The organism is Pseudoalteromonas sp. NFXS53, from assembly GCF_056629255.1.
Map to the genome: position 1 here is coordinate 1 of NZ_JBWVBR010000028.1, position 26,066 is coordinate 26,066.

Consider the following 26,066-nt stretch of genomic DNA (forward strand, 5'->3'; position numbering starts at 1 on the left):
GGTCGGCGATGCAGGATTTGAACCTGCGACCCCTTGGACCCAAACCAAGTGCGCTACCAAACTGCGCTAATCGCCGATACCATTTTGTTATCTCCGAGAGTCCTCGTTGACAACGGGGTGCATAATAGTGATTTGACCGATTGAGGTCAAACATTTTTTTTAGAAAATATTTCAACTGCCTATTTTTACTTCAAAATGATGAATATTTAGCAAGAAATGATGAAAAACAAACAGTTTTCAGTAATTTTTACTTTATGTATAAAAGTATATATTACTATAAAGATGATTCTTACCTTGGCGAATTAAGGCATTTCTGAGAAAATACGCACTTAGTGTTGCAATCGAGTGATTGTGACTAGATACAAAGTAACCCCATAAATACACTTTGTATGATTCGTTCAAGTTTATAACCCCAATAAGGTCAATCATGACGGCAAACATAATTGATGGAAAGGCGATCGCCAAACAAGTTCGTACTAATGTTGCTCAGCGCGTTGCTGAGCGAGTAGAACAAGGTTTAAGAGCGCCTGGTCTTGCAGTAGTTTTAGTAGGCCAAGATCCTGCTAGCCAAGTTTACGTAGGTTCAAAACGTAAAGCCTGTGAAGAAGTGGGTTTTGTCTCTAAATCTTACGATTTACCAGGCGACACCACAGAAACAGAGCTACTTGAATTAGTAGACACGCTAAATAATGATCCAGAAGTCGATGGCATTCTGGTGCAATTACCTCTGCCTGAAGGATTAGACGCAGAAAAAGTACTTGAACGTATTACACCGCATAAAGACGTAGATGGCTTCCACCCTTACAACGTCGGTCGCCTAGCGCAACGTATGCCGGCACTTCGCCCATGTACACCAAAAGGTATCATCACTTTACTTGATTCAACAGGCGTAAGATATAAAGGTATGCATGCAGTTGTAGTGGGCGCTTCAAATATCGTTGGCCGTCCAATGTCACTAGAACTCTTACTTGCTGGTTGTACCACAACGGTTTGCCACAAATTCACTCAAGATCTAGAAGCACATGTTCGTCGCGCAGACTTACTTGTTGTCGCAGTCGGTAAGCCTGAATTTATTCCAGGTGACTGGGTTAAAGAAGGTGCTATCGTGATCGATGTAGGTATTAACCGTTTAGAGTCAGGCAAACTAGTCGGTGATGTGCAGTACGGCATCGCAGAAGAAAAGGCGAGCTTTATTACCCCAGTTCCAGGTGGTGTTGGCCCTATGACTGTCGCAAGCTTAATCGAAAATACGCTTGAAGCCTGTGAAAAATACAACAGCTAAAAACTGTTACTCAAAAAACGCCACTAATATAGTGGCGTTTTTTGTTTCTGTAAATCTTATACAGGTTTCTGAGCTGAAATTGGTCCGTGTTCAAGATTGACATGCGGGTTTTGCCCTCGCTGTCTTAATAAATGATCCATTAAAGTAATGGCTAACATGGCTTCTGCAATTGGAATCGCACGAATGCCCACACACGGGTCGTGACGACCTTTAGTGATCATCTCTACTGACTCATTTTGTGTGTTAATGCTTTGTCCCGGTATGGTGATACTCGAGGTAGGCTTTAATGCAATCGATGCGACAATGTCTTGCCCTGTTGAAATACCAGCTAATACACCACCTGCATGATTGCTGGTAAAACCTTCTGGTGTTAACTCATCACGATGCTCAGAGCCTTTTTGCTCTATTACATCAAAGCCATCACCAATCTCAACGCCTTTAACCGCATTAATGCTCATTAATGAATGGGCTATTTCAGCATCGAGTCGGTCAAAAACAGGCTCACCTAATCCAACCGGCACGTTTTTCGCGACCACTGTCACTTTCGCACCAATAGAATCGCCCTGTTTTTTCAGATCGCGCATATATTCGTCTAGCGACTCTAATTTAGTGTCATCAGGAAAAAAGAATGGGTTTGTTTCTACCATAGACCAATCAAACTTTTCAGCTTTGATAGGACCCAGCTGTGACAAGCAAGCATTGATTTCAATACCATGAAATTGCTTTAGGTACTTTTTAGCAATGGCACCTGCTGCAACACGGATTGCAGTTTCACGCGCAGAAGAGCGACCGCCACCACGATAATCACGGTGACCATATTTATGCCAATATGTGTAGTCACCATGACCTGGACGAAACACTTCAGCAATTTTACTGTAGTCTTTCGAACGTTGATCGGTATTTTCAATTAACAGACCAATGCTCGTTCCTGTCGTTTTACCTTCAAAAACGCCCGATAAAATTTTAATTTCATCGCCTTCACGTCTTTGCGTGGTATATCGACTTTGACCTGGTTTACGTCTGTCTAGGTCAAACTGCATATCCGCTTCTGTTAATTCTAGTCCTGCGGGCACGCCATCAACAACGCCCCCCAATGCGACCCCATGGCTCTCACCAAAGGTACTGACCTTAAAAAGTTGGCCAATGCTATTACCTGCCATTATTCACCCTCATTCCAAATGACATTTAAGAAACTGATTAACAATAAAATTTAATCAGCAAAGTACTCGACGAGTTGTTGTTTTGAGATCATAAACACGCCTAGTCCACCATGTTCAAACTCTAACCATGTAAATGGCGCGTTTGGATATAGTGCATCCATATGTACCATAGAGTTACCTACTTCAACAAATAACAAACCGTTATCAGTTAGATGTTCTGCCGCTTCTTGTAAGATAACACGAGTCACATCTAGGCCATCTTCACCAGATGCTAAACCAAGCTCTGGTTCATGGTGGAACTCTTCTGGTAAATCAGACATATCTTCTGCATCAACATAAGGCGGATTTGCAACGATTAGGTCATACTTTTGACCCGGTACACCACTGAAAACATCAGATTGGATCGCAAACACCTGCTCTTGCATCATATGCTCAGTAATATTGATATCTGCCACTTCTAGTGCATCAAAAGAAATATCAACGGCATCTACTTGCGCATGTTCAAACGCTTTTGCCAATGCAATCGCAATACATGCAGAGCCAGTACACATATCGAGAATACGCGTTACTTTTGCAGGCTCTGTGACCCAAGGTGCAAATTGCTTTTTGATCATTTCAGCAAATGGCGAACGTGGAACAAGCACTCGTTCATCCACATAAAAAGGCAAACCGCCAAACCACGCCTGATTAGTCAGATATGGAACCGGCGTTCTGTCATTTACACGCGCTAAGATATAGCCCATCAAATGCTGTTTTTCGCTACTGGTTAAACGCGCATTTAATAGCTCTTTTGGCGTGTCTAGTGGCAAGTTTAAAACAGGTAAAACAAGGCTGACTGCTTCATCCCAGGCATTATCGGTACCATGACCATAAAACAGCCCATTATTCACAAACTGCGTCGTTGTCCAACGTAACCAGTCTTGAATCGTGAATAGTTCAGAACACGCTTCTTGCGCCAACTCATCTGTAATTTGTAACTCTGTCATACGGTACTCAATAATTTGACAATAATTCTGCTGCCATTGTAGCCGTTTTTCAGCTAGGTTTTTATGCTTTTTTTATTTAGAATGCGCCAATGAACAAAGATAAATCACACATGAGCATGCAAGACGACGACATCGACCTATTTCGTCAGTCAATTTCTGGTGCCACAAAGATAAAACAAGATACCGTGCAATTTAAACGTGATAACACCCCGTTTAAAGGTAAAATTGTTGCTGAGCAAACTAAGCAACATAAAGCGGAGTTTTATTTTTCTGACGAATATATCCCTGATATCGACACCCATGGCACAGTAAATTATGTGCGTGAAGGCGCTGATAAATTCTTAGCTAAACAATTACGACGTGGCGATATTGCGCCGGAGTTAATTTTAGATTTGCACGGCTTAAGCAAAGACAGTGCAAAAGAAGAGTTGGCTGCTTTGATCCATGCCTGTAAAAAACAACACCATTATTGTGCCTGTGTTGTGCATGGTATTGGTGAACATATCCTCAAACATAAAGTGCCACAGTATTTGGTTCAACACCCAGATATTTTAGCAATGCACCAAGCACCACTAGAGTATGGTGGTAAAGGTGCGGTATTGATTTTAATTGATATTCCAGAATCTGATATCTACAGACGCTGATTTACCCTTTAAAAAGTCATTTCAAACTAGCTAATAGGATGTTAATTGGTTACATTAACGTCCTTATTTTGGTTAATTGAAAGTAGTACTAATCATGAATGAGCTTCTCAGTGCAGATCTTGCTATCCTGCTTGTTGAGCCCTCAGCAACACAAAGAAAAATTATTGCAAAAGAGCTTGAATCAGAAGGCGTAACGAACATCGACTTTGCAGATACAGTAGACTCTGCAAAAAGCTTTCTAGAAAAACATAAGCCTGACCTAGTTATCTCTAGCCTACATTTGAGTGATGGCAGTGCCCTCGATATTCAACAGTATATTGCTGAAATCCAACCCGAACAGCCGATCCCTTTTATGTTGGTCTCAAGTGAAACACGAAAAGCCCAGCTTGAAGCATTTAAGCAATCTGGTGTAGTGGCGATCTTGCCTAAACCTTTCACTAAGGTACACCTTGGTCGCGCGCTCAATGCAACCTTAGACTTACTTTCTCCGCAAGAGCTTGAGCTTGAACTATACGATGTGCAAGATTTGCGTATTCTTATTGTTGATGACTCACGACTGGCGAGAAACCATATTCGTCGTGTGCTAACTAATTTAGGTGCAAGCCGTTTTACTGAAGCTGAAGATGGCGAACAAGCGATCAACTTCTTAAACGAACAGATGTTTGACCTCATTGTCACTGACTTTAATATGCCAAATGTGAATGGCCAAGAGTTAGCTGAGCATATTCGTAACTCAGGTGAGCACTCTCATATTCCAATTTTAATGGTGACATCTGAGGCCAATGACACTCATCTTGCAAACGTTGCACAGTCTGGTGTTAACGCATTATGCGACAAACCTTTTGAACCTGAAGTAGTTAAGCAGTTACTGCACTCAATTTTAGAGCAAGATTAACTAAAACTTAGTTTTTTTAGCCATTTCATATTGGTGAAAATAATCAAATCTTGTTTTCACCAATCATCCATTAAATTAAAATACAATAATAACAATCACTTAAAATATTTTTATCTATTGGCACAACCTTTGTAATAGTTATTGCGACTAACTAATCATACAAAGGAGAACGTCATGAACTCACTAGTTAAAGCAACATTAATCAGCACGGTATTATTCACAGCTTCTTCGGTACAGGCTAATGAAAACCCGATTACAGCTGAAATTAGCAATCTGATCTCAAATGCGATTAGCGCAAGTATCAAAGAAGTTAAGAAAAATACACTTGAGACAGCATCTAAAGTATTGAAGTCAGAATCTGATAAGCATGCTAAGAAAGCAGTTAAAAACGACAAGGAAGAAAACAATGGCTAATGAATTAACGCTAGTGAGTCTTTTGGCAACCCCAGTGATCAGCCTGTTTGCCGTTTATTTAAGTGTTGAACTATTCAAACGCGTTGGTCAGTTAAATTTATGGGGGTAAGTATATGACTTGCAAGCTTTACTCCCAAAGAACACCATTTCACTATTTTTCGCAGGCACAAAAAAGCCCGCAACCGCGGGCTTTTAAAAACTCAAGGGCTAAATTATAGCTCGCCTTCGTTCTCAGCTAGGAACTTAGCAACACCTTCTGGGCTTGCGTCCATACCTGATTTACCTTCAGTCCAACCTGCTGGACATACTTCACCGTGCTCTTCGTGGAACGCTAGTGCGTCAACCATGCGAAGCATTTCGTCGATGTTACGACCTAGAGGAAGATCGTTAACTACTTGGTGACGTACATTACCTTCAGCGTCGATTAGGAATGAACCACGGAAAGCAACACCAGCTTCTGGGTGCTCAACGTCGTATGCTTGACAGATTTCGTGTTTAACGTCAGCAACTAAGTCGTATTTAACTGGACCAATACCACCTTCGTTTACTGGTGTGTTACGCCATGCGTTGTGTGAGAATTGAGAATCGATAGAAACACCGATAACTTCAACACCACGCTTTTGGAACTCATCGTAACGCTTGTCGAAAGCAATTAGCTCTGAAGGACAAACGAAAGTGAAGTCTAGTGGGTAAAAGAATACAACCGCTTTTTTACCTTTAATACGCTCGTGAAGGTTGTAACCATCAACGATCTCACCGTTACCTAATACTGCTGCTGCTGTAAAGTCAGGTGCCTTGCGGCCTACTAATACACCCATGGTTTTCTCCAATTAGTTAGGGTTATATCCAATGCAAAATGACAATATCAATTTGCTTTGACACTTATTATTGAGGCTAGTTATAAAAAAACAACCCCAATTAAAAATTTTCACAAGTTTATGGGGACACTGAAAAAATTGAAAATCAAATAAACCGATAGCGCTCATCTATTTTTTTGATGGATAAAATTTCAGGCATAAAAAAAGCCCTTACGGGCTTTTTTCAATCAATACAGTTTAGTCCATGATATCTGACGGCATATCACCACGGATCTGCTGCCAAATTTCACCACTTTGATGACCATATTTTCTTAGTAAAGAAATTGAACCATCGAAGTCGCCTTTTTCAGCCAACGCTATAAGGTCTAAATAAAATTGTTTTGCCAGTGCACGAGTGCGTGGGTCTGAGAAATAATGACCACCAATCTTAGAATAAAGGCCTTTGAAACCATTAAGCACCAAAACATAAATTCGGTTGTTACCTGCTAACGCTAGCTGATGATGAACTTCATAGTCAAAATCTGCAAATGCTTGAGCGTTATCTTCTAAGTCTTTGCTCTTTTCAAGCGTTTCGATAACAGCCTGTGGATTTACTTTAATTGCCGCACGCGTATAAATTGCGCTGATGTTGGTACGTGCAGATAAAAGCTGATCAGTCAGCTCTGGCATTTTATCTTCATCAAGACGCGCTAGCGTCTCAAGAATATTTAAACCTGATGTTTCCCAGAAGTTATTTACGCGGGTTGGTTTACCATGTTGAATCGTCAACCAGCCATCACGCGCTAAGCGCTGTAATACTTCACGTAACGTCGTGCGAGTTACGCCAATCAGCTCAGAGAGTTCTCTTTCAGCTGGTAAAATTGAACCTGGTGGAAATTCACCATTCCAAATTGATTCAACAATATATTCCTCAGCAAATCCTGCTGGGCTTTTAGCTTTAAAAATTCTCATCTAACACCGCTTTTATCTTGGCAACTGCAATTTAATCTACTGATTGTACCAGATGCTTAGCAACTAACAAGTAAAGAAATAGCAGACCTTAAGCATTAATTTATTTGGCGAATATTCAGCAAAAATCGGTATCTGACGTTAATAGTTGCAGCTTCAAACTGCTGTCAGCATAATACCGACATAGTCTCTCGCTAAAACGTAGTTTAGGCTAACAAATTGTTGAACCTATGGCCCTAGCGAGTCGTCAAAGAAACACATTTAATATAACAATAAGAGAGTTTTATGAACTGGTTAAGCACACTCCCCACTTCAAGAAAGGCTTGGGGTCTTTTAGCACTGACTGCTTTTTTACTTGAAGTTACTGCGTTATATTTCCAATACGCCATGGGCTTAGAGCCTTGTATTATGTGTATTTATCAAAGAACAGCGGTGTTAGGTGTATTGGCTGCAGGCTTAATTGGTTTAATTGCCCCTGCGAACAAAGCGATTCGCGTTACTGGCGCTGCAACTTGGGGCATAAGCAGTATTTGGGGTTATATGTTGGCAAAAGAGCATTTAAATATGCAAACCACCACTGATCCATTTGCGTTCACTTGCGATATTGTTCCTAACTTCCCTGAGTTTATGCCATTACATGAGTGGATCCCGGCCTTTTTTGCCGCAACCGGTGATTGTGGCAGCATAGACTGGCAGTTTGTTGGTTTAAGCATGCCAGGCTGGATGGAAGTTATTTTCGCAATATATGCGATCAGCTTCTTAGTTGTTTTACCTTTTATTCTTTGGTCTTTAGTAAAAAAGTAAACTTATAATGCATTTTAATCTTCGCAATATTGAGCAGTTAAAGCCTTACAAGCTTCGTGATAAGCAACAAATCATCGCCATTGCTTTGAGTCACTTAGAAGCGCCTGAAAAGGTGTTATTAGGCTGCTGTAAACTCGCAATCTTAATGCCGTTTTTTATTTCTTTGGCTTATTTTGAAGGCTGGTATTTACTGCCTCCTTTGTTGTTGGCAGGTATCTTATACCCTCTTCTCACTACGCCGCTGGAAATTGCATTTACCAAAAGTAAACTGAGTGACGCCATTGCGGAGTTTGAAAAACAAAACCAGAACTAAAAAAGGGCGATTGCGCCCTTTTTTAGCTTTTCATCTGAGAGCTTAAAACTTTACCTTCCCTTCTAACTTCGCGACGATGCTTTTACCAACCCCTTTAACAGCCATTAAGGAGTTCAGGTCGTCAAAAGGACCGTTTTGCTCGCGGAAACTAACAATGGCCCTCGCCTTGCCTTTTCCAATCCCAGGCAATTTTACAAGCTCTTCGAGAGAAGCTTCATTAATATTAATTGTCTGATGAATTTCAGATTGAATTTCTGGTGACGCTTGTTGCTGTGCAGATTCTGCTAATACAGTTGGTGCAACAAACAAACTAGTGGCTAAAAGTAATGCTTTGATCATATTTCCCTCCTGGAAAATCCTTGAAATTTAATAAATGGTAGGTAGAACTCCTTACCCAAATTACTCATACGAGCAATGTTAAATAAAGATGACAATGACATGAAAGTCAAACTTAATACCTATCCACATAACTAAAGTATTAATATTGACCTAATAGCTTGCAAAATGGACCTCAAAAGATTACTGTATAAAAAAACAGTGCAATTGGGAGTGTATCATGGCTGTTGTTGTTAAGTATGTGGTAGAAAGAAATGGAGTCGAGCGCATGACCTTTACCAGCAAAAAAGAGGCTGATGCTTACGACAAAATGCTTGATGTTGCTGAGTCTTTAGAAGAGATGCTAGGTAAAGTGGATGTGCCGCTGAGTGAGCAACAAGTAGAGTCATTGGCATTAGAAATGGCGAAACAAAAAGATGACTTTATTAATGTACTTAAAGGTTCAAAACCAAGTACACCTGCAAAAAAGTCAAAGAAAGATGCTGATGTGAATGATAGCGATGCTGATGAGAATGTCACTCCTATCAAACAAGCCTAACAGCACTTATTCAAGATAATAAAAAAGCCGCTCAATGAGCGGCTTTTTTGTCGCTGTCACAATATTGGCTGCGACAAAGAAAATATTTAATTACTCAAATACTTTCTCTACATCTAACACTTCAATGTTTTTCGCAGGAATGTTCAGCTTATAACTTTCAATTTGCTTATCTTCATTGATAAGTGCTGCAGGCTTATCTGAATTGTATTTCAGTGGTGAAACCGTTTCTTTTGCAAGACGTTTTTGCATGTCTTTGCCGTCACCTGTGATGAACACATAATGCACATCATCAGTTTGCAGGTTTTCACGAATAACGCGGTTCACATCTTCTACTGTCAGTGATGCAAGTTGTTTACGAACGTACTCAACAAAGCTTTCTGTGTTGTAGAATTCGCTATCAAGCGCATAACCTAGTTGACGGTCTTGACTGGCTACTAACTGAGGCACAAAGTTACTCAAGAAGTTACGTGTTGCATTAAAGTCCGCTTCAGTCATGCCATCTTTAATTAGCTTGTCTAATTCAAACAAAGCAACGCGCGTTGCGAAGTGTGCATCATTGTTCGAACGAAGTGGACGTAACCACACTTGGAAGATTTGCTCAGAACGGCCTAGGTTCGCATCTGGCTTAGTTTGGAACATACCGCGAGGGAAGTACTCAATATACGCATAATCACCATAGTTCATACCACGTACCTGACGAATGCGTTGATATAAGAAGCTGTTTGAGCTTCTGTGCTCACCAAAGTAAGAGCGAACTAGCCAAAGTGCAGTCCAGTCTTTAGAGCTACGGATTGTGTCGATAGGGAAACCAAATGATACTGCAGTAGATTTCGCATTTTTCTCAACAATCGTCGCATGACGACCTGCTAGTTTAGGCGCATCAGGAATACTTAAACGCGCTTCATCCCCTTTCGGAAGGCCTGCTAGGTCATTCAACATTTGCGCTTTTACATCATTGTCTAAATCACCCGTAATACCCACGTTTAACTTAGCTTGGGTGAATTGTGCTGCATAGAATGCTTTCACGTCATCTAGGGTTAACGCTTCAAGATCTGACAAATCACCTAAGTTATAACTTTCATAAGGGTGACCTTCATATAGCTTATGATAAAGCACTTCTTTACCAAGCTCTTCGTCATTTGAAGATTTCAAACCCGCTTTAATGCCATCAATTAGCTCTTTCTTCAGACGTTTAAAATCATCTTCTCTAAAGCCTGGGTTTAACAATTGATCACTAACAAGTGCATACCACTGCTCAGCGTTATCTTTGTGTACACGGCCACGTAAAGAAATCATTTCTTTATCTAACTGATAGCCAAAGCTACCTGCAATTGGATAAAGTGCTTTTTGAATTTCTTTGTAGCTCTTAGTTTGTGAGCCACCACGTGCGATCATAGCTGCTGTTAATGCCGCTACACCCTTTTTGCCTGCCGGAGCAGCTGCTGCACCGGTGTAGAATAATAAGTTTACATCCACCAATGGTGAACTATTGGTTTTATCTAATACCTTGAAATGACGCTCAACAGGCTGGCTCGCTTGTTTAGCAAGTTCTGACACAGACACTTCTTTATCGAAACCAGAAACAGTCTCAAGTGCCGACATAGTCACTGTCGTACGGCCGTTATCAACAAAGTATTTGTTTGCAATGTCACGAATATCTTCAGCTGTAATGGCATCTGCTGACGCATATAACTGATTGATCACTTCAGGATCACGCTCAAAATGCATGTAGCTTGCAAGCGTTGACGCAATGGCTTGTGATGAATCTAGGCCATTGATGAAGCTGTATTTAAGGTTTGACTTTAATGCTGCTAACTTATCAGCATCCACCAGCTCAGTGCGTGCTTTAGCGTACGTTTTTGCAATTGCATCGCGTACTGCGGCTAAATCTTCTTCTTTTTCAACTTTAACAAAGACATGCAATAAACCAGGGTCTTTTGTCTCTGCATTATAAGTAAACATTTGGCTCGCAAGCTGTTTGTCTACTACGAGCTCTTGATATAACTCTGAATTCGAAGAGAAATAAAGCTGTGAGATCAGATCAAGTGCTGCGCGATCTTTTTTAGTCGGCTGCCAAGCCGTGCCTTTGTAAGATACGAGTAACCAGTGACCCGGCATGCCTTCGAACTGTTCATGCACATATTTTGGCGCTTGTTGTTTTGGCTCTACCGGAATATCCGCTTGGTAGTCACCTTTTTTCCAATTGCCCCAATGCTTTTTAACCATCTTCATGGTTTCTTGCGGGTCAACATCACCCACAATCACAAGTGAGACATATTCAGGCTTGTAAAAACGCTCGAAGAAAGTTTGGCCATAGGCCATTTGATCTGGCATGGCTTCAATATCTTCGAAGAAACCCATAGTCGTATGCTTATAAGTATGTTTTTCAAATGCTTCTTTACGAACTGCCGATAACAACTTACGAATTGGACTGGCGTTGTTTTTTAAATACTCGCCTTTAACTGTCAGTGCTTCAGTACGAAACTGCTCTTCTGAGTACTTTAGGTTTTGGAAAATGTCCGCTTTGATTTCAAGTACTTTGTCTAAATGTTCTTTAGAAAAATTTAAGTGGTAGTTTGTGTAGTCGTTTGTCGTGTAAGCGCGGTTGTCTACCCCTGAGTTTTTCAGAATATCTGCATACACATCTTGTGGGAATTTTTCAGAGCCTTTGAACATCATGTGTTCAAAGAAGTGTGCGAAACCGGTTTTACCTGCTTCGATTTCATTTCGAGAGCCTACAGATACCGGAATTTGTAGCGATACAACATCAGGGTAATCCGTTTTAACGACCATCACACGTAGACCATTTTCAAGTTCTTCTAGTACATAGTCTTGTGCAAATACTTTGTTCTCCACAGACGCTGATGTAACAGCGGCATTCGCTGTATTGCTTGTCTGTGCATTATTACTCATACAACCTGACAGTGCTAAAGTCACTGCTAGGCTGGTTGCCAAAAGTTTAAATTTCATGTGATTTCCAAATTCAGTTTTTATTTTTCATACCATTCCTCTTAATTAAGCGATCTATTTTGAGGCAAGGAAAACTTGTCGATAACATCGCTCACGCCGAGCTACCTACTTCCAGTAGGCAAGGCGGAAATTTGGCTATTTAGTTGTTCTAAATTAGAAATTCCCAGCGAGGTTATCATCAGTTTTAGTCTCTCAAAATAATTGAGTATTATTGAGGATTGGTATCACATATGTAACCGCTTCAATTATGCAATAAATTACTGTGACTCGCTCATTTACAAGCAATATTTATGTAAATAAATATATCCGAGTTACTGAATTATCCCTTAAGCCTCAAAAACAACATGAGAGAAATTCATAGTGTTTGAATAAGTTTCATGAAAAAAATCTATCTAGACGTCTAAATGGCTGCTATATTTACCTCATCAGCACAACCAATGGGAATGAGGACCATGGCTTTATCACTACAAGAGAAAATTTTGGACCCTAATCAAGGCGTATATTTAATTGGTACTACTCCGCCAAAGATGGGGACTGATGAAGCGCAAGTCAAAACCATTGCACAAAAGCTACTTGGCCGTTTACACGAGATTGAATATGACGGTGTTGTTATTTACGACATTCAAGATGAAAGCAGCCGAACTCAAGTTCCGCGCCCTTTCCCATTCAAACATACCGTAGATCCATGTGAATACAGCCAACTCGTTAAAGAGCTGTCACAACTTGATGTCATCACCTATAAAAGTGTGGCACAACGTGAGGCGAACGAATTTAATCAGTGGCTTAACAACACTAAAACTAAGCATGGCTTAAACAATCTTGTATTAGTTGGTAGTCCATCTTCAAATGGCGAAGTTAAACTTAGCCTGCCTAAAGCATACGAAACGATTGCAGAGCACCAAGACGACTTTTTCTTAGGTGGTGTGACGATTGCTGAACGCCATGCGAATAAGCGAAACGAACACGAGCGTTTGTTAGAAAAAACAGCACAAGGGTGTGAGTTCTTTATCTCTCAAGCAGTATACAATGCACAGGCGACGATTGATTTAATCACCAGCTATGCACGTAGCTGTCGCCAACAAGGGCTTGAGCCTAAACGTATTATTCTTACCTTTACGCCATGTGGCGGTGAGAAGACATTGCAGTTTATGGAATGGCTAGGTATTTCAGTACCAGAAGCAACTAAATGGCGCATGCTAGACTCACAAAACCCGTTAAGCGAATCAATCCGCATCTGTCGTGAAAATTTAGACCTGATCATTCAAAGTTGTGCACATCTGAATGTACCGCTGGGTTTGAATATTGAAAGCTTAACCAATCGTAAAGAAGAAATTGATGCATCGATTAATTTATATCGTTTATTAAAAGCAACGATGGAACTTAATCTTGCAGAAAAACAAATAGCCTAATTAGACTAAAGAACAACTAAACAAAATCAATTCTCAGTCGCATTACCATTGATAGTGCGACTTGTCTGTGTATAATCTGTCCCTCTTTTAACAATCAAGTTTACATGGAGTGAGTAGTGCTATTCGTTTTTTTAACGTTTATAGCCGCTGGAGTATCTTTCATCTATGCGTCTAATCGACACCAATTGGCTTTAAACACCCCCATATCTAAAAAATTTAAACAGCTCGGCTATTTACTGTTAATTTCCTCAGCCGTTATCAGTCCATTTATTTTCAATGGTGCAGCAAGTATCTTTATTTGGCTCATGCTGATTATGCTTGTGCTGATCATCATCCCCATCTCTAGTTTTTTGATTAGGAGCATTCGATGAGCCAGGCACATCAAAAAATTCAACCTCAATGGTGGGGTAAAACAGCGGTAGGTGTTTTTCTTGGGTTAGCGTTGAGTTATGGCATTGTTGCGTTAATCGTGTGGTTTGGGCCTGACAGTATTAACACTAACCTAAGCGACCAACGCCTACTCTGGAAAACCCAATTTAATATGTGGATTGTTACCCCAATCTGGATGTTGATTGTCAGCTTTATTTATATGTTCAAAACAACTAGGCAAGCATTTATCTACTTGTTGTCAGCAAACGTAATCATCTACACGATATTTTTTGGCTTAAGGAGCATGCTATGAAAATAAGGGCCGACATTGTTCGAACATACCAAACACTTCACACGTGGACGGGGATCACAACCGGACTGTTATTATTTATAGGCTTCTTTGCGGGTGCATTAGTGATGTTCACTGACACCATAGATCAATGGAGCACACCTCCTAGTAAGCAGTTTCCACAAGTGCTCGATGGGCAGCATCAAGTACTGTTAAACAATGTACTTGCGAACGAAGAAAAAGCCATCAATGCCGTTACCCTTCACTATTCAGACAATCACTCTCCCATCACTTGGTATGAAGAAGGTAATGGCCGAGGTGTGAATGTAAATGAACAAGTTTGGCATGCCGGCTTCAATGAACATGGCGAGATAGATAAAGAGCTGAGTCAAGTCAATCACCTGTCGGGCTTACTCGATTACTTACATCAAACGGGCGGTATTTTTGGTGAAATAGGTCACCACTTATTTGGTGGTTATATTCTTGGCATCGCATCATTTTTGTATTTTATTGCTTTAATTTCAGGGTTAATCTTTTTATTGCCTACTTTGGTAAAAAGCTTCTTTGCGCTGAGAAAAGACAAGTCGGCAAGCCGGTTTTGGCTCGATAGTCATAATTTGATAGGCGTGAGCAGCTTACCTTTTCATATTGTGATTGCTTTTACCGTGTTCGTCTTTGCATTCCATGACTTTTTGTATGGTGGGCTGTTTGGTGTCTATGGAGACAAAAAGCTATTTCCAGAACCGCAAAAGTCAGAGTATCAATACAATGTTAAAGAGCTTCCAAGCCTAGATGACATCAAGGCCAAGATACAAGCTTATGCCCCCGGCTATCAAATTGAGCGCATTGCATTATCTCGTTTAAATACCACCAGCCCGAGCGCTTCAGTGAATATCACTCATCCAAGAGAAATGATGCGTGGCCCTACAACCGATTTCATTTTTATGCACCCTTATACACTCGAAATCAATGCCAGTAGTATAAAAGGTGGTGATCAAGGTATTTGGGTAGGTATTGTCTCTTCCTTGTTTGCTCTGCACTTCGGCAGTTATGGCGGCACACTTGGCCAATGGGCTTATTTTGTTATGGGCTTACTCGGCGCACTGTTGTTTTATACTGGAAATCTACTATGGATTGAAAAACGCAGAAAACAAAAACAAGCGACGCAATCTAAATCAAGTCTAGTTCTGGCTAAACTAACGGTCGGTATCGCACTCGGTTGTATTTGCGCTATCTCACTGGCATTTGCTGCCACAAAATGGCTAAGCTTGACGTCATTAAATGTGAATATTGCTTATCTGTGGCTGTACTACCTGACTTTCTTTGTTGTTGTCATAACCGCTTTTATCAAGGGTCCTTCTGTTACTGCCATTTATACGCTTAAAGCCTGCGCAGTATTTTGTCTAATTGTGCCACTTAACTCTTTATTAGCGGTTTTAGTACCTAGCCTTGGACTTTGGCATGCAGATAGCTTTGCTGAAATCATGCTAGAAGTGATGGCTCTCCCCTTTGCTTGGTTCTTCTATATATGCGCAAGCAAAGTTGCCAAAAGAGCATACAAGGGTGAGAAAAATAGTGTTTGGTATGTAGCAGAAAAAGCAGCAAACACAACGAACGAAGAATTAGTCATTCATAGCTAAAAGCTAAGCGTTTAATCATCGTCAGAAAAACAAAAAAGCCATTCAAAATTGAATGGCTTTTTTTTATTTAAGCAAACATACTCTTCACATCTTCAAGTGTTGATAGATATTCATCACTGGTGAACATTTCTAAAGAGCGAATAACACTTTTATCTTCGTACATTTTTAAAGACGCAGCCTTGTCTGACACCTGCAAGATACCTTCGGCAATAGCGCCAACGCGAATAAAGTCAACATAACAGACATGATCTGGTTTATAGTTCGGGTTCGACCAGCTTTCAGCGACTTCTACGAACTCATCGGTAAAGCCCCATTCACGCATAATGGCACCACCAATCTTACCTGCGAGCTTTTGAATGGCGTGTGCTAAGAAGCTCGGATTTGCAAATACTTCCGGATGACGCTCTGCTTCGGTTAATATGGGTAAAACACCAATATTGAAAACGAGTGACGCAAGCGTAATGGTATCTTTGTTCAGTGACGTGTGTTTGTTAACACGAAGGTAAAAGTCCATACAGGTAATGGCTTGGCAGGCTACCTTTAATGTTTTCTGCCAGGCTTTGTCCATGTAAGTTTTAATTAACTTGTTATTAGAAACAAACAACTGCTCCATCGCCATAGCGGTTGCTATATTTTTGATTTGTCTAAGACCAATTCGTGTCACAGCCTGGTTTAATGTATTTACTTTTACAGAGCGCCCCATAAACGCACTGTTTGCCACCTTTATCATGCGTGCCGCGAGCGCAGGGTCTTGTGAAATCACATCGGCCATTTGCATCAGGTTTACTTCTGGGTCATCTGCAGCTTGTCTCACTTTCACTGCAATTTCAGGTAAGGTTGGTAACACCAAAGTGTCGTTATTAATCCTATCTATTAAGATCGTCAATAATGCATTTTCTGTAGACATAAGCTAGAGTCCCTCGAGTAACGTGTGATACGCGCAAACGTACTGTCTTTTTATACCCTTATTATTTACTTAGCTGGGTATAAGGTTACAAATCTATATCAATAAATTGTTATGCTTTAAGGAAAATATAGTCACATAAAGGAGTCTTTAGCAACTTTTATCTCTCAACAACAAAAAATTTCACACATCAAGAAATAGAGCATAATCATGAAACTAGACCAAGTCTTTACTGTAACGCTATATAACTGACATTCAGAACTTCTGCTTTAGAAAACTGACCTCATACACTAATTGAAGACTCAGTAAAGTAATCCTCCATTTAGTAACTTACACCCAAACAGTACCTATAAAACCCAAACACTAAAAGAAAGTTAGCCTGCCCATTTATGTGGGATTAATGGTCATGCATAAATCCCAAAAAGCAAAGTCTTATATTTTCCCGCAGGACACAGCTTTCCAACCCAATGTTTTAATTAACAATTCGTTACATTCAAACGACCTGAAATTGATTATTTGTGATAACGTATCAAACTCAAAGAATATTAATGGAGTTAAGACTTTGCGCCCTAAAATGTTACTACTGAGTGCTGCACTGATGATGGCAACCTCTGCCAGTATTGCAGCCAATAACGATGCATTGGTTTATCAAGAACCTTCACAAGAAATAAAAGAACTCGTTGATGTAAAACTGGCCCCGTACACTTTAATCGATGATAAGCGCGAAAATATGCTGCTCATTTATCGTGATAGCTATAAATCAATTGCCGACTTATCAATCAAAGAGATGCGTTTAGCTGGCTTACGTATTAACCCTGTCACTAACATTGGTAGTCGTGTTACTTACTTTAATGAAGTAAAAATCCAGCCTGTCGGTAAAAATAAAATTAAGACTGTGAGTGGCCTACCTAATAATCCACGTTTAACTAATTTCAGTTGGTCACCTAACCAGAAATATATGGCGATGACACATACCACTGAAACAGGCGTTGAGCTGTGGGTTGTAGACATTAAAAAAGCCAAAGCACGCCGTTTAACCGACGCAACGTTAAACGCAAATATGGGTAACCCAATCGATTGGCTTCAGGATAGCTCAGGTTTCATCGTAAAAATGTTGCCGGAGAATCGTAAGCCGCTCATCAATACTGAACAAGCAGTACCTGTTGGACCAACCGTCAGTGTTAGCGATGGTAAAAAAGCCCAAAACCGTACTTACCAAGATTTACTTAAAAACAAAAATGATGAATTTAACTTTGAACAACTTGCAAGTTCATCATTAAAAAAAGTGACGCTGAGAGGAAAAGTCTCAGATTGGGCTGAGCCTGGCATGTATGGCAGCATTACATTCTCGCCAGACGGTAATTATGTCTTAGTTGCTGAATACGACAGACCTTTCTCATATTTAGTGCCTTATCGTCGTTTTCCAATGACCTCTACCGTCTATACTAAACGCGGCAAAATAGTCACTGATATCGAAAAAGTACCACTTATCGAAGACTTACCTAAAGGCTTTATGGCCACACGTGAAGGTAAGAGAAGTATCCAGTGGCGTGATGACAAGCCAGCAACATTAACGTTTGTAGAGGCACTTGATGGTGGTGACCCTGCAAAAGAGGCTGCTTTCCGTGATAAAGTAAGTCAGTTGCCAGCACCATTCGATGGAAAACCAAGTTTATTAGTCAAAACACAAAATCGCTATGCGGATATTATTTGGGGTGATGACAATAACGCCATTGCCGTCGACTACTGGTGGAATACACGAAATACTAAAGAGTATTTATTTAACCCCTCTGATGCATCTCAAAAACCAATCACAATTGTAGATCGTAACTATCAAGACAGATATAGCGATCCTGGTAATATTGTAACTAAGCGAAACCAATACGGCCGAAGTGTTATGGATATTGATAATGGCCAAGTCTATTTATTAGGTGATGGTTTTAGTAAAGATGGCCAGTTCCCATTCTTAGATAAATTCGACCTAAAGTCGCAAAAGTCTGAGCGCCTATATCGCTCGGAGTATACTGACAGAATCGAAGATTTACGTGACTTTGATGTAGATACAAAACAACTACTTGTGCGTATCGAATCAAGTAGCGATTACCCTAACTATTACTTTAGAAAGATGGGTCAAAATAAGCTGCAACAACTCACTGACTTTGAAAACCCGTTCAAAAGCATTCAAGGCGTACAAAAAGAAGTTATAACCTACAAACGTGATGACGGCCTTGACCTAACTGGTACGCTTTATCTGCCAACTGATTATCAAGCAGGTAAGAAGTACCCTATGATTTTGTGGGCTTATCCTAGAGAGTACAAAGATAAGAGTAGCGCAGGCCAAAACACCCAAAACCCGAATGAGTTCACTTATCCGTTCTGGGGTTCGCCTATTTACTGGGTTAAAAAGGGCTATGTGGTGCTAGATGATGCTGCTTTCCCAATTGTAGGTGAAGGTGACGAAGAGCCAAACGATACCTTTAGAACTCAACTCGTTGCGAATGCCAAAGCTGCGATTGACGCGGTGGATAAGCGAGGCCTCATTGACCGAAATCGAGTTGCAGTTGGTGGTCACAGCTATGGTGCCTTCATGGTAGCAAATTTATTGTCGCACTCAGACTTGTTTGCAGCAGGTATTGCACGAAGCGGTGCTTATAACAGAACTCTTACGCCTTTCGGTTTCCAATCTGAAGAGCGTAGTTACTGGGAAGCACCTGAGGTGTATTACACTATGTCGCCATTTATGCATGCTGACAAAATGAAAACACCGCTACTCATTGTTCATGGTGACTCAGACAACAACAGTGGCACCTACCCAATGCAAAGTGAGCGTTATTTCAATGCACTTAAAGGCTTAGGTGCAACAGCTCGTCTGGTTATGCTGCCAAAAGAGTCACATGGTTATCGTGCCAAAGAGAGCATAATGCATCTGTTATGGGAGCAAGATCAATGGCTAGAGAAGTATGTTAAAAACAAAGCAGCTAAATAACCTGAGCTAAGGTTATTTAGGAAACCTAAAAAGCCTCTCAACCGTGAGGCTTTTTAATAATGTTTATCCTTAAAACGTTTATTAGCAAGGTCCTTTCCTTGATCCGCTTTATCTGCGGTTGCCAAGCTATCAAAGTCTGTGACATCTACATCTTTTCGGTACTCTCTAAAAAAATTGATTATCTTTTCAGGAAAGAGAAAGTAACCACGGTAACGACACTTTTTTTCAATCAAAATAACAAAAGTACGGATTGACACATACGCCATCCAAACCAATATTGGCGCAAAGAAAACCGGCAGGAGTTTAATTAGCCAAATTGAAAAGCCTAAGCAGACTAAGCACTTTGCTTTTATTTTCCACTCATCGGGAAAACCATAAAACTCAAAATAGTCGAGTCGATTTAAATACCACTTGCCGATTTTAGTCCCGGTTTCATTTTGATACTTATACTCACGACTCATACTTTTACTTCCTATAGATTTTATTAGAAGCTAGAACACCTTTTTAAGTTCAGCAATTTGCTCGTCGGTATAAGGCTTGGCAGGATGAAGCCCCCAAACAGGTTTTGGCCAAGCAACATCATTAGTAAAGCGAGCGATATGGTGAACATGTAGCTGAGGGACCATATTACCTAGCGCAGCAACATTTAGCTTATCTGGGCTAAATACCGCTTGTAATGTGCGGCTTAGCTGGGCCGACTCTTGCCAAAACTGAGCTTGTAGTGCTTCATCTAAATCAATGATTTCACGACAATCTTCAACACGGGGAACGAGAATAAACCAAGGGTACTGACTGTCGTTCATTAAGAGTACTTTACACAGTGGCCAATCAGCCAATTCAATGCAATCTCGTTGTAATTCAGGCGCTAATTCAAATGCCATTATAAAAATCCTCTTTCAATTATGTAGCTCACTTTATCCTAATACATTGCCAATGCCCATGCTTGCCGTTACCATCGCTCTACTTTTAATAACTAACAAGGTGATTTTGTGCGCATTACATTCAAATCAATGGCGCTAAGCTTACCGTTAATGGCCGCTGCAACCACAGCCGTTGCTCAACCATTAACTCTTGAGCGTATTTTTGATGATCCAGGTTTGGCTGGTAAAGCCCCTGTGCAACTTAAGTTTTCTCCTGACGGCAGTCGTGTTACTTACCTACAAGGTAAAGTGGATGACTACAACCGTTATGATTTATGGGAATACAACTTAAAAGACAACACAAATCGCCTATTAGTTGACTCTCAAGCACTTTTCTCAGGTCCTGAAACCTTATCAGACGAAGAAAAAGCCCGTCGTGAACGCCAGCGTATTTTTGGTCGTGGTATTTTAGAATACAAATGGTCAGCAGATGGTAAAGCGTTACTTTTCCCACTTAATGGCGACTTGTACTACTACCAAATTGCATCGGGCAAAAGCCGTAAGCTAACTAATACTGAAGCGTTTGAGACCGATGCCCGTTTCTCACCAAAAGGTAACTTTGTTTCGTTCATTCGTGAGCAAAATCTGTATGCCTTAGAGTTAAGCTCAGGTAAAGAAATTCAATTGAGCAAAGACGGTGGCGGCACCATTAAAAATGGTATGGCTGAATTCGTAGCGCAAGAAGAAATGAGCCGTATGACGGGTTACTGGTGGTCAGGTGATGAGAGCAAGATTGCTTTTACCCGCATCGATGAAAGCCCAGTACAAGAAGCCATTCGTAACGAAATCTATGCTGACGAAGTAAAGCTATTCAACCAACGCTACCCGTTCACAGGCACACCTAATGTAGAAATTGAACTGGGTGTGGTAAAGCTGAACGACCAAAAAGTAGATTGGGTTGACCTTGGCGAAGACAAAGATATTTATATTGCCCGCGCTAAGTGGTTAAAAGACAACAAAACACTGTCTTACCAATGGCAGAATCGCTCTCAGCAGAAACTTGAATTACGTTTCTACGACAGCAAACGCAAAACACAAAAAGTGGCACTGACTGAGACCAGCGATACGTGGATTAACTTGCACTTTGACCTTCGCTTCTTAAAAGACAAAAAGCATTTTGTTTGGGCATCAGAGCGCGATGGTTTTAAGCATCTTTACTTATACCGCACAGACGGCACGCTTATTCGCCAAATCACAAAAGGTGATTGGATTGTTGAAAGCATCAAGGCAATCGATGAGAAAAAAGGCATTGTTTACTTCTCTGGGCGTAAAGATACGCCATTAGAAAGCCACCTTTACAGCGTACCGCTATTCAAAAAAGGTCATATCACGCGCATCACTCAACCTGGTAGCTTCCACCGTGTTGTTGTTGCAAAAGATGCTAAAACCTTTATCAATAAGAGCTCATCAGTAAACAAACCAAGTTCGGTTGCTTTACGTAAAGTAAACGGTGATTTCATAACTTGGTTAGAAGAAAATAAACTAGATGACAAGCACCCACTGACACCTTACCTAAGCAACTTAGTTGAGCCAGAGTACGGCACACTGAAAGCAGAAGACGGTCAACTAATGCACTACCGTATCTTCAAACCTGCGAACATGGAAAAAGGTAAGAAGCACCCTGTTATGGTTAACGTTTACGGTGGTCCACACGCACAACGTGTAACTAATAGCTGGCGTAGCAAAAACTTATATTTCCAATACATGGCGCAACAAGGTTATGTGATCTTCCAATTAGATAACCGTGGTTCTTACAACCGTGGTAAAAAGTTTGAAGATCCTATCTACAAGTACTTAGGTGAAGTTGAAGTACAAGATCAGATCCGCGGCGTTGAGTTCTTACGCACACTAGATTATGTCGATGCAAACCGCATTGGTATCTATGGTCACAGTTACGGTGGTTACATGGCGCTTATGACCATGTTCAAAGCAGGCGACTACTTCCAAGCGGGTGTTTCTGGTGCACCAGTAACTGATTGGGCACTGTATGACACACACTACACTGAGCGTTATTTAGGTCACCCTGCCACAAATGCAAAAGGCTACGAAATGAGTGCGGTATTCCCGTATGCTGATGGCCTAAAAGGTCCACTGATGATCTATCACGGTATGGCCGACGACAACGTATTATTTACACACGCAACTAAGCTATTTAAGCAACTGCAAGACGATGCTAAGCCATTTGAAATGATGACTTACCCAGGCTCTAAGCACAGCTTACGTGGTAAAAAAGTACAAACACACTTACATCAGACGATCACAAACTTCTTTAATCGTCACTTCAACATGTAAGCGATGTGCTATTAATCACAACTTTTTTAAGCCGTCACTCATGTGACGGCTTTTTTATGCGCTAAATCATTCGCAACTACGCGTTTCCCTATTAATATAAAGGGAATTATAAAGATTAAGAGATCTTCATGCGCGAACAAGCCCTGATAGAAGCCAAGCAACTGCTCGCCAATGCCAAGATGGCTGTCCTGTCTACTCATTCCAATACTTTGCCAGGTTTCCCGTTTGGTTCAACAGTACAATTTTTTGCTAATACCAAAGGACAAGTCTATCTATTCATTAGCGATATAGCTCAGCACGCTAAAAACTTGTCTCATGACAACAAATTATCTCTGACAGTCTTCGAGCAAAAAGATAGTGATGACCCACAAATGTCGCGCTTAACTCTCGTCGCTGAGGCTACTAAATTTGCTAGAGATGACAGTGAGAGTTTAATCACCCAATTTGTTGAACACTTTCCAAGTAGCGAGCAATATAAAGATCTAACCGACTTTCATATTTGGGAATTGAATATGGTAAGAGCCCGTTTTATCGCAGGCTTTGGTAAAATATTTTGGTTAGAAATGGATGAATGGATAACTGATTAAATTAGAGTCCAGTTAGCGCTTTTTAAATAGCATCTGTTTCTTTTTAATCTTGATATTTTGAAAGGGCTTTATATAAGTCACTTTGCTCTATTGGCTTACCTACAAAGTGGTTAAAACCAACTTCTTTATATTTTTTTAAGTCTTCTTTCATCACATTAGCAGTTAGTGCTATCACTGTTTGTTCTGATGTCTCGCAGCGGATAAGCTTACACGCTTGTATTCCATCCATTATCGGCATTTGTATATCCATAAGAATAATATCAGGCTTTTTAGATCTAAAAGTATCAACGGCATCTTGGCCATTTTCGACAAATATTAGCTCTGCCCGAGTACTTAAAAGCATTGCTTTAATCACCATAGTATTAACGCTATTGTCTTCAGCGATTAAGATGGTTTGGTTACTTAAATCCGGTACCGAAACAACATCTTCATCTGAATCAATTTGCTTAACATTACTTTTCTGTAATGGTAAAAATACAACGACCTCAGTGCCTTCACCTTCCTGGCTCCTTGCTACTATCTCTCCCTTCATTAAATGCACCAAGTTTTGTGTAATTGCCATTCCTAAACCTGTGCCACCAAATTTACGAGTAACAGAATTATCTGCTTGAGCAAAACGCTGAAATAACGACTTTAAAGCAGACTCTGACATACCAACCCCTGTGTCGTTGACGCAAAACTCTATACCCTCAACCCCATTACGTTGCGCATTTACTACTTGAAGTTTAACACCGCCCTCTAGAGTAAATTTAACAGCATTTGATGCCAAATTAAGTAATATTTGCCTGACTCTAACAGGGTCGCCTCGCCATACTTGCTCTACGTCATCTGCAATACTTACGTCAAAGTAAATAGATTTACTTATTGCTATCGGGTTTAGATCTGAAGAGACAGATTCACATAATTTATGTATTGAGAAATCGACATCTTCAATGCTCAGTTGCTGAGCCTCAATTTTTGAAAAGTCTAAAATATCATTGATGATGGTTAATAGTGCGCGGCATGAAAATAAGGCTTTTGTGGTTAAATCAATATTTTGTTCTTTTTTCACATTACCTTGTAATACTTGCAGTGTGCCCATAATACCATTCAAGGGAGTACGGATTTCATGGCTCATGTTAGCAAGAAAATCTGATTTAGCTTGAGCCCCTTCTAATGCCTTATCGGTTAGTTCGTATTCCTTAGTACTGGCTGTAATTAATCTAAAAAAATAAACAAGTAATAATAAAATAAATACTACAACACTAACAATATGAACAATGAATGCGAAAAAAAAGTTTTGGTTCAACTTTTCGCTTTCTCGATGCAATCTAGCGCGGATTTCAGAATCAAATTCAGCCAATACATTTAGCGCAGGTTTATCATCAACTTTAACAACTTTGTCTATCTCTTCGCTTGTCTTTTTTTGCTCGACCAATCTTTCTATTTGTACCAGTTTATTTTCATAATCGGAAACAACGCTCAATAATTTTCTTAGAGATTGTTGGTTATATTGCTCATAACTTTCTAGCTTATGTATCACCACTTTAATATCTTCAATTGAGGTCTCTAGTTTAGGGAGGTATCTGTTGATGTCTTTTCTCAGCACTAGATTTTTAAAATCATGGATAAAACCACCATAACCCAAATGCTGCACTAACCTATCATGTAATGAATAAACCTCAGCAGCATCTTCAGAATAAAGACGCCACTGTTTATCAACTTGCTTATAAAAATAAAGCGAAGATAAAGTTAAAATAATGCCTATAGAAATCACTGCGCATGTATAGAGTACTAATTTTTTGCGCTGCTGATTGAGTTGATACATAAACTCTCGTTGTAGTTTAACTTCCTTAATCACTTAAATAATTAAAGTTGATAATGCCATTAAACTCCAATTCTATTTTAGTCCTTTATTTAATTTACTCTCTCCTCTCCAGCTTCATCCATTTCCACCCATTCAGTTTCTTCTAGGGCTGCTTTGACCCACTTTTGCAAAGCTGGACACTCAAGCACTCGCTGCATATAGGAGGTTGCCAACTCATTAAGCTCAATGCCATAAGTCTTAAGACGTAACACCACTGGCGCATACATGGCATCCACGATAGACCACTCACCAAATAACCAGCCTCGATGTTGCTCGTATTGCTCCGCGAATATTTGCTCAATACGATGAATATCGCGCTTTGCTTGTTCGCTTAAGACAAGTTTCCGCTTAGCACGGATATTCATAGGCATTTCATTACGTAAAGCGTTAAACCCTGCATGCATTTCAGATGCAAGCGCTCTGGCTTTGGCTCGTTGACTGATTTCACTCGGCCAACCTTTACCTGATAAATAAGTTTCACTTATATACTCACAAATTGCGAGAGACTCCCACACAAGGCTATCGCCATCCACCAAACACGGAACTTTTGCTGTAGGCGTGATATTTTTAAGCGTGTTAAAAAATTCAGGCGTTTCTAAATTGAGCTTAATCTCTTCATAATTAACACCTGACTTTTCTAGCATAAGCCAGGCTCTTAATGACCAAGTCGAGTAATTTTTATTGGCGATATATAGCTGCATAAATGATTTCCTTGT

At 40.3% G+C, this 26,066-nt stretch carries 24 protein-coding genes and 1 tRNA gene; 13 read left to right on the forward strand and 12 right to left on the reverse strand.

Annotated elements, in window-relative coordinates; translation table 11 throughout:
- Positions 1-2 precede the first annotated feature (2 nt).
- Positions 3-76 (reverse strand) — tRNA-Pro (locus AC1HJP_RS20080).
- Between the two features lie 351 nt (positions 77-427).
- On the opposite strand from AC1HJP_RS20080, the gene folD reads away from it, so the two are divergent.
- The gene (gene folD / locus AC1HJP_RS20085; protein ID WP_058030727.1) at positions 428-1,282 is read left to right on the forward strand and encodes a bifunctional methylenetetrahydrofolate dehydrogenase/methenyltetrahydrofolate cyclohydrolase FolD; all 855 of its coding nucleotides are present in this window, start codon (positions 428-430) and stop codon (positions 1,280-1,282) included.
- 56 nt (positions 1,283-1,338) lie between these two features.
- Here folD and aroC read toward each other — a convergent pair whose 3' ends face one another.
- The gene (aroC, locus tag AC1HJP_RS20090) at positions 1,339-2,442 is read right to left on the reverse strand and encodes a chorismate synthase (protein ID WP_480363284.1); all 1,104 of its coding nucleotides are present in this window, start codon (positions 2,440-2,442) and stop codon (positions 1,339-1,341) included.
- A 50-nt stretch (positions 2,443-2,492) separates the two neighbouring features.
- Entirely contained in the window at positions 2,493-3,428 is a 936-nt protein-coding gene (gene prmB, locus AC1HJP_RS20095) for a 50S ribosomal protein L3 N(5)-glutamine methyltransferase (RefSeq protein WP_480363285.1), read from the reverse strand.
- Positions 3,429-3,517: 89 nt separating this feature from the next.
- On the opposite strand from prmB, the gene smrB reads away from it, so the two are divergent.
- The 3 genes from smrB to AC1HJP_RS20110 all read left to right on the forward strand — a co-directional run bounded on the left by smrB (position 3,518) and on the right by AC1HJP_RS20110 (position 5,381).
- Complete coding sequence (smrB, locus tag AC1HJP_RS20100) at positions 3,518-4,072, forward strand: endonuclease SmrB (RefSeq protein WP_480363286.1); 555 nt, start codon at positions 3,518-3,520, stop codon at positions 4,070-4,072.
- A 94-nt stretch (positions 4,073-4,166) separates the two neighbouring features.
- Complete coding sequence (locus AC1HJP_RS20105) at positions 4,167-4,967, forward strand: response regulator transcription factor (RefSeq protein ID WP_480363287.1); 801 nt, start codon at positions 4,167-4,169, stop codon at positions 4,965-4,967.
- Between the two features lie 174 nt (positions 4,968-5,141).
- Positions 5,142-5,381 (forward strand): hypothetical protein, encoded by a 240-nt coding sequence (locus tag AC1HJP_RS20110; RefSeq protein ID WP_138484069.1) that lies wholly within the window; start codon positions 5,142-5,144, stop codon positions 5,379-5,381.
- 212 nt (positions 5,382-5,593) lie between these two features.
- Here the strand turns inward: AC1HJP_RS20110 and AC1HJP_RS20115 are convergent, their stop codons facing one another.
- Complete coding sequence (locus AC1HJP_RS20115) at positions 5,594-6,199, reverse strand: peroxiredoxin C (protein WP_130255311.1); 606 nt, start codon at positions 6,197-6,199, stop codon at positions 5,594-5,596.
- Between the two features lie 237 nt (positions 6,200-6,436).
- On the reverse strand, positions 6,437-7,150 hold the full coding sequence (gene fadR / locus AC1HJP_RS20120) for a fatty acid metabolism transcriptional regulator FadR (protein WP_480363288.1): 714 nt from the start codon (positions 7,148-7,150) through the stop codon (positions 6,437-6,439).
- A 282-nt stretch (positions 7,151-7,432) separates the two neighbouring features.
- Here fadR and dsbB point away from each other — a divergent pair, with 282 nt between their 5' ends.
- The gene (gene dsbB / locus AC1HJP_RS20125) at positions 7,433-7,951 is read left to right on the forward strand and encodes a disulfide bond formation protein DsbB (RefSeq protein ID WP_480363289.1); all 519 of its coding nucleotides are present in this window, start codon (positions 7,433-7,435) and stop codon (positions 7,949-7,951) included.
- Between the two features lie 7 nt (positions 7,952-7,958).
- Positions 7,959-8,264, forward strand: coding sequence for a DUF6170 family protein (locus AC1HJP_RS20130; protein WP_138484063.1), 306 nt, complete (start codon positions 7,959-7,961; stop codon positions 8,262-8,264).
- Positions 8,265-8,306: 42 nt separating this feature from the next.
- Here AC1HJP_RS20130 and AC1HJP_RS20135 read toward each other — a convergent pair whose 3' ends face one another.
- Positions 8,307-8,603, reverse strand: coding sequence for a ComEA family DNA-binding protein (locus AC1HJP_RS20135; protein WP_480363290.1), 297 nt, complete (start codon positions 8,601-8,603; stop codon positions 8,307-8,309).
- A 217-nt stretch (positions 8,604-8,820) separates the two neighbouring features.
- On the opposite strand from AC1HJP_RS20135, the gene AC1HJP_RS20140 reads away from it, so the two are divergent.
- Positions 8,821-9,138, forward strand: a complete 318-nt coding sequence (locus AC1HJP_RS20140; RefSeq protein ID WP_138484059.1) for a YebG family protein — start codon at positions 8,821-8,823, stop codon at positions 9,136-9,138.
- A gap of 90 nt (positions 9,139-9,228) precedes the next feature.
- Here the strand turns inward: AC1HJP_RS20140 and AC1HJP_RS20145 are convergent, their stop codons facing one another.
- Complete coding sequence (locus AC1HJP_RS20145) at positions 9,229-12,108, reverse strand: M16 family metallopeptidase (RefSeq protein ID WP_480363291.1); 2,880 nt, start codon at positions 12,106-12,108, stop codon at positions 9,229-9,231.
- A gap of 452 nt (positions 12,109-12,560) precedes the next feature.
- Here AC1HJP_RS20145 and AC1HJP_RS20150 point away from each other — a divergent pair, with 452 nt between their 5' ends.
- From AC1HJP_RS20150 to AC1HJP_RS20160, 3 genes are all read left to right on the forward strand, one after another.
- Positions 12,561-13,517: a methylenetetrahydrofolate reductase gene (locus AC1HJP_RS20150; RefSeq protein ID WP_480363292.1), complete on the forward strand. Its 957-nt coding sequence runs from the start codon at positions 12,561-12,563 to the stop codon at positions 13,515-13,517.
- A 367-nt stretch (positions 13,518-13,884) separates the two neighbouring features.
- Positions 13,885-14,199, forward strand: coding sequence for a hypothetical protein (locus AC1HJP_RS20155; RefSeq protein ID WP_475162287.1), 315 nt, complete (start codon positions 13,885-13,887; stop codon positions 14,197-14,199).
- Positions 14,196-15,815 carry a PepSY-associated TM helix domain-containing protein gene (locus AC1HJP_RS20160; protein WP_480363293.1) on the forward strand — a complete coding sequence of 540 codons (1,620 nt, stop codon included), beginning with the start codon at positions 14,196-14,198 and terminating at the stop codon, positions 15,813-15,815. The genes AC1HJP_RS20155 and AC1HJP_RS20160 overlap by 4 nt, the downstream gene beginning before the upstream one ends.
- 67 nt (positions 15,816-15,882) lie before the next feature.
- On the opposite strand, the gene AC1HJP_RS20165 is transcribed toward AC1HJP_RS20160, so the two are convergent.
- Positions 15,883-16,722 (reverse strand): HDOD domain-containing protein, encoded by an 840-nt coding sequence (locus AC1HJP_RS20165; RefSeq protein WP_421963263.1) that lies wholly within the window; start codon positions 16,720-16,722, stop codon positions 15,883-15,885.
- Positions 16,723-17,281: 559 nt separating this feature from the next.
- On the opposite strand from AC1HJP_RS20165, the gene AC1HJP_RS20170 reads away from it, so the two are divergent.
- A complete protein-coding gene (locus AC1HJP_RS20170) occupies positions 17,282-19,705 on the forward strand; it encodes an alpha/beta hydrolase family protein (RefSeq protein ID WP_480363294.1) in 2,424 nt (807 codons plus the stop codon).
- A gap of 53 nt (positions 19,706-19,758) precedes the next feature.
- Here the strand turns inward: AC1HJP_RS20170 and AC1HJP_RS20175 are convergent, their stop codons facing one another.
- Entirely contained in the window at positions 19,759-20,166 is a 408-nt protein-coding gene (locus AC1HJP_RS20175) for a hypothetical protein (protein ID WP_480363295.1), read from the reverse strand.
- Positions 20,167-20,196: 30 nt separating this feature from the next.
- On the reverse strand, positions 20,197-20,586 hold the full coding sequence (locus AC1HJP_RS20180) for an HIT domain-containing protein (RefSeq protein ID WP_480363296.1): 390 nt from the start codon (positions 20,584-20,586) through the stop codon (positions 20,197-20,199).
- Positions 20,587-20,715: 129 nt separating this feature from the next.
- Here AC1HJP_RS20180 and AC1HJP_RS20185 point away from each other — a divergent pair, with 129 nt between their 5' ends.
- Both AC1HJP_RS20185 and AC1HJP_RS20190 read left to right on the forward strand, forming a co-directional pair.
- A complete protein-coding gene (locus AC1HJP_RS20185; RefSeq protein WP_480363304.1) occupies positions 20,716-22,917 on the forward strand; it encodes a S9 family peptidase in 2,202 nt (733 codons plus the stop codon).
- A 128-nt stretch (positions 22,918-23,045) separates the two neighbouring features.
- Entirely contained in the window at positions 23,046-23,504 is a 459-nt protein-coding gene (locus tag AC1HJP_RS20190; RefSeq protein ID WP_480363297.1) for a HugZ family pyridoxamine 5'-phosphate oxidase, read from the forward strand.
- Between the two features lie 43 nt (positions 23,505-23,547).
- On the opposite strand, the gene AC1HJP_RS20195 is transcribed toward AC1HJP_RS20190, so the two are convergent.
- Both AC1HJP_RS20195 and AC1HJP_RS20200 read right to left on the reverse strand, forming a co-directional pair.
- Positions 23,548-25,311 carry an ATP-binding protein gene (locus AC1HJP_RS20195; RefSeq protein ID WP_480363298.1) on the reverse strand — a complete coding sequence of 588 codons (1,764 nt, stop codon included), beginning with the start codon at positions 25,309-25,311 and terminating at the stop codon, positions 23,548-23,550.
- A gap of 89 nt (positions 25,312-25,400) precedes the next feature.
- The gene (locus AC1HJP_RS20200) at positions 25,401-26,051 is read right to left on the reverse strand and encodes a glutathione S-transferase family protein (RefSeq protein WP_480363299.1); all 651 of its coding nucleotides are present in this window, start codon (positions 26,049-26,051) and stop codon (positions 25,401-25,403) included.
- Positions 26,052-26,066: the final 15 nt, after the last annotated feature.

Excerpts from the sequence above, each read along its gene's own strand:
- folD (WP_058030727.1), top strand. The coding sequence starts at position 428 with ATGACGGCAAACATAATTGATGGAAAGGCGATCGCCAAACAAGTTCGT.
- aroC (WP_480363284.1), bottom strand. The coding sequence starts at position 2,442 with ATGGCAGGTAATAGCATTGGCCAACTTTTTAAGGTCAGTACCTTTGGT.
- prmB (WP_480363285.1), bottom strand. The coding sequence starts at position 3,428 with ATGACAGAGTTACAAATTACAGATGAGTTGGCGCAAGAAGCGTGTTCT.
- smrB (WP_480363286.1), top strand. The coding sequence starts at position 3,518 with ATGAACAAAGATAAATCACACATGAGCATGCAAGACGACGACATCGAC.
- AC1HJP_RS20105 (WP_480363287.1), top strand. The coding sequence starts at position 4,167 with ATGAATGAGCTTCTCAGTGCAGATCTTGCTATCCTGCTTGTTGAGCCC.
- AC1HJP_RS20110 (WP_138484069.1), top strand. The coding sequence starts at position 5,142 with ATGAACTCACTAGTTAAAGCAACATTAATCAGCACGGTATTATTCACA.
- AC1HJP_RS20115 (WP_130255311.1), bottom strand. The coding sequence starts at position 6,199 with ATGGGTGTATTAGTAGGCCGCAAGGCACCTGACTTTACAGCAGCAGCA.
- fadR (WP_480363288.1), bottom strand. The coding sequence starts at position 7,150 with ATGAGAATTTTTAAAGCTAAAAGCCCAGCAGGATTTGCTGAGGAATAT.
- dsbB (WP_480363289.1), top strand. The coding sequence starts at position 7,433 with ATGAACTGGTTAAGCACACTCCCCACTTCAAGAAAGGCTTGGGGTCTT.
- AC1HJP_RS20130 (WP_138484063.1), top strand. The coding sequence starts at position 7,959 with ATGCATTTTAATCTTCGCAATATTGAGCAGTTAAAGCCTTACAAGCTT.
- AC1HJP_RS20135 (WP_480363290.1), bottom strand. The coding sequence starts at position 8,603 with ATGATCAAAGCATTACTTTTAGCCACTAGTTTGTTTGTTGCACCAACT.
- AC1HJP_RS20140 (WP_138484059.1), top strand. The coding sequence starts at position 8,821 with ATGGCTGTTGTTGTTAAGTATGTGGTAGAAAGAAATGGAGTCGAGCGC.
- AC1HJP_RS20145 (WP_480363291.1), bottom strand. The coding sequence starts at position 12,108 with ATGAAATTTAAACTTTTGGCAACCAGCCTAGCAGTGACTTTAGCACTG.
- AC1HJP_RS20150 (WP_480363292.1), top strand. The coding sequence starts at position 12,561 with ATGGCTTTATCACTACAAGAGAAAATTTTGGACCCTAATCAAGGCGTA.
- AC1HJP_RS20155 (WP_475162287.1), top strand. The coding sequence starts at position 13,885 with ATGAGCCAGGCACATCAAAAAATTCAACCTCAATGGTGGGGTAAAACA.
- AC1HJP_RS20160 (WP_480363293.1), top strand. The coding sequence starts at position 14,196 with ATGAAAATAAGGGCCGACATTGTTCGAACATACCAAACACTTCACACG.
- AC1HJP_RS20165 (WP_421963263.1), bottom strand. The coding sequence starts at position 16,722 with ATGTCTACAGAAAATGCATTATTGACGATCTTAATAGATAGGATTAAT.
- AC1HJP_RS20175 (WP_480363295.1), bottom strand. The coding sequence starts at position 20,166 with ATGAGTCGTGAGTATAAGTATCAAAATGAAACCGGGACTAAAATCGGC.
- AC1HJP_RS20180 (WP_480363296.1), bottom strand. The coding sequence starts at position 20,586 with ATGGCATTTGAATTAGCGCCTGAATTACAACGAGATTGCATTGAATTG.
- AC1HJP_RS20185 (WP_480363304.1), top strand. The coding sequence starts at position 20,716 with ATGGCGCTAAGCTTACCGTTAATGGCCGCTGCAACCACAGCCGTTGCT.
- AC1HJP_RS20190 (WP_480363297.1), top strand. The coding sequence starts at position 23,046 with ATGCGCGAACAAGCCCTGATAGAAGCCAAGCAACTGCTCGCCAATGCC.
- AC1HJP_RS20195 (WP_480363298.1), bottom strand. The coding sequence starts at position 25,311 with ATGTATCAACTCAATCAGCAGCGCAAAAAATTAGTACTCTATACATGC.
- AC1HJP_RS20200 (WP_480363299.1), bottom strand. The coding sequence starts at position 26,051 with ATGCAGCTATATATCGCCAATAAAAATTACTCGACTTGGTCATTAAGA.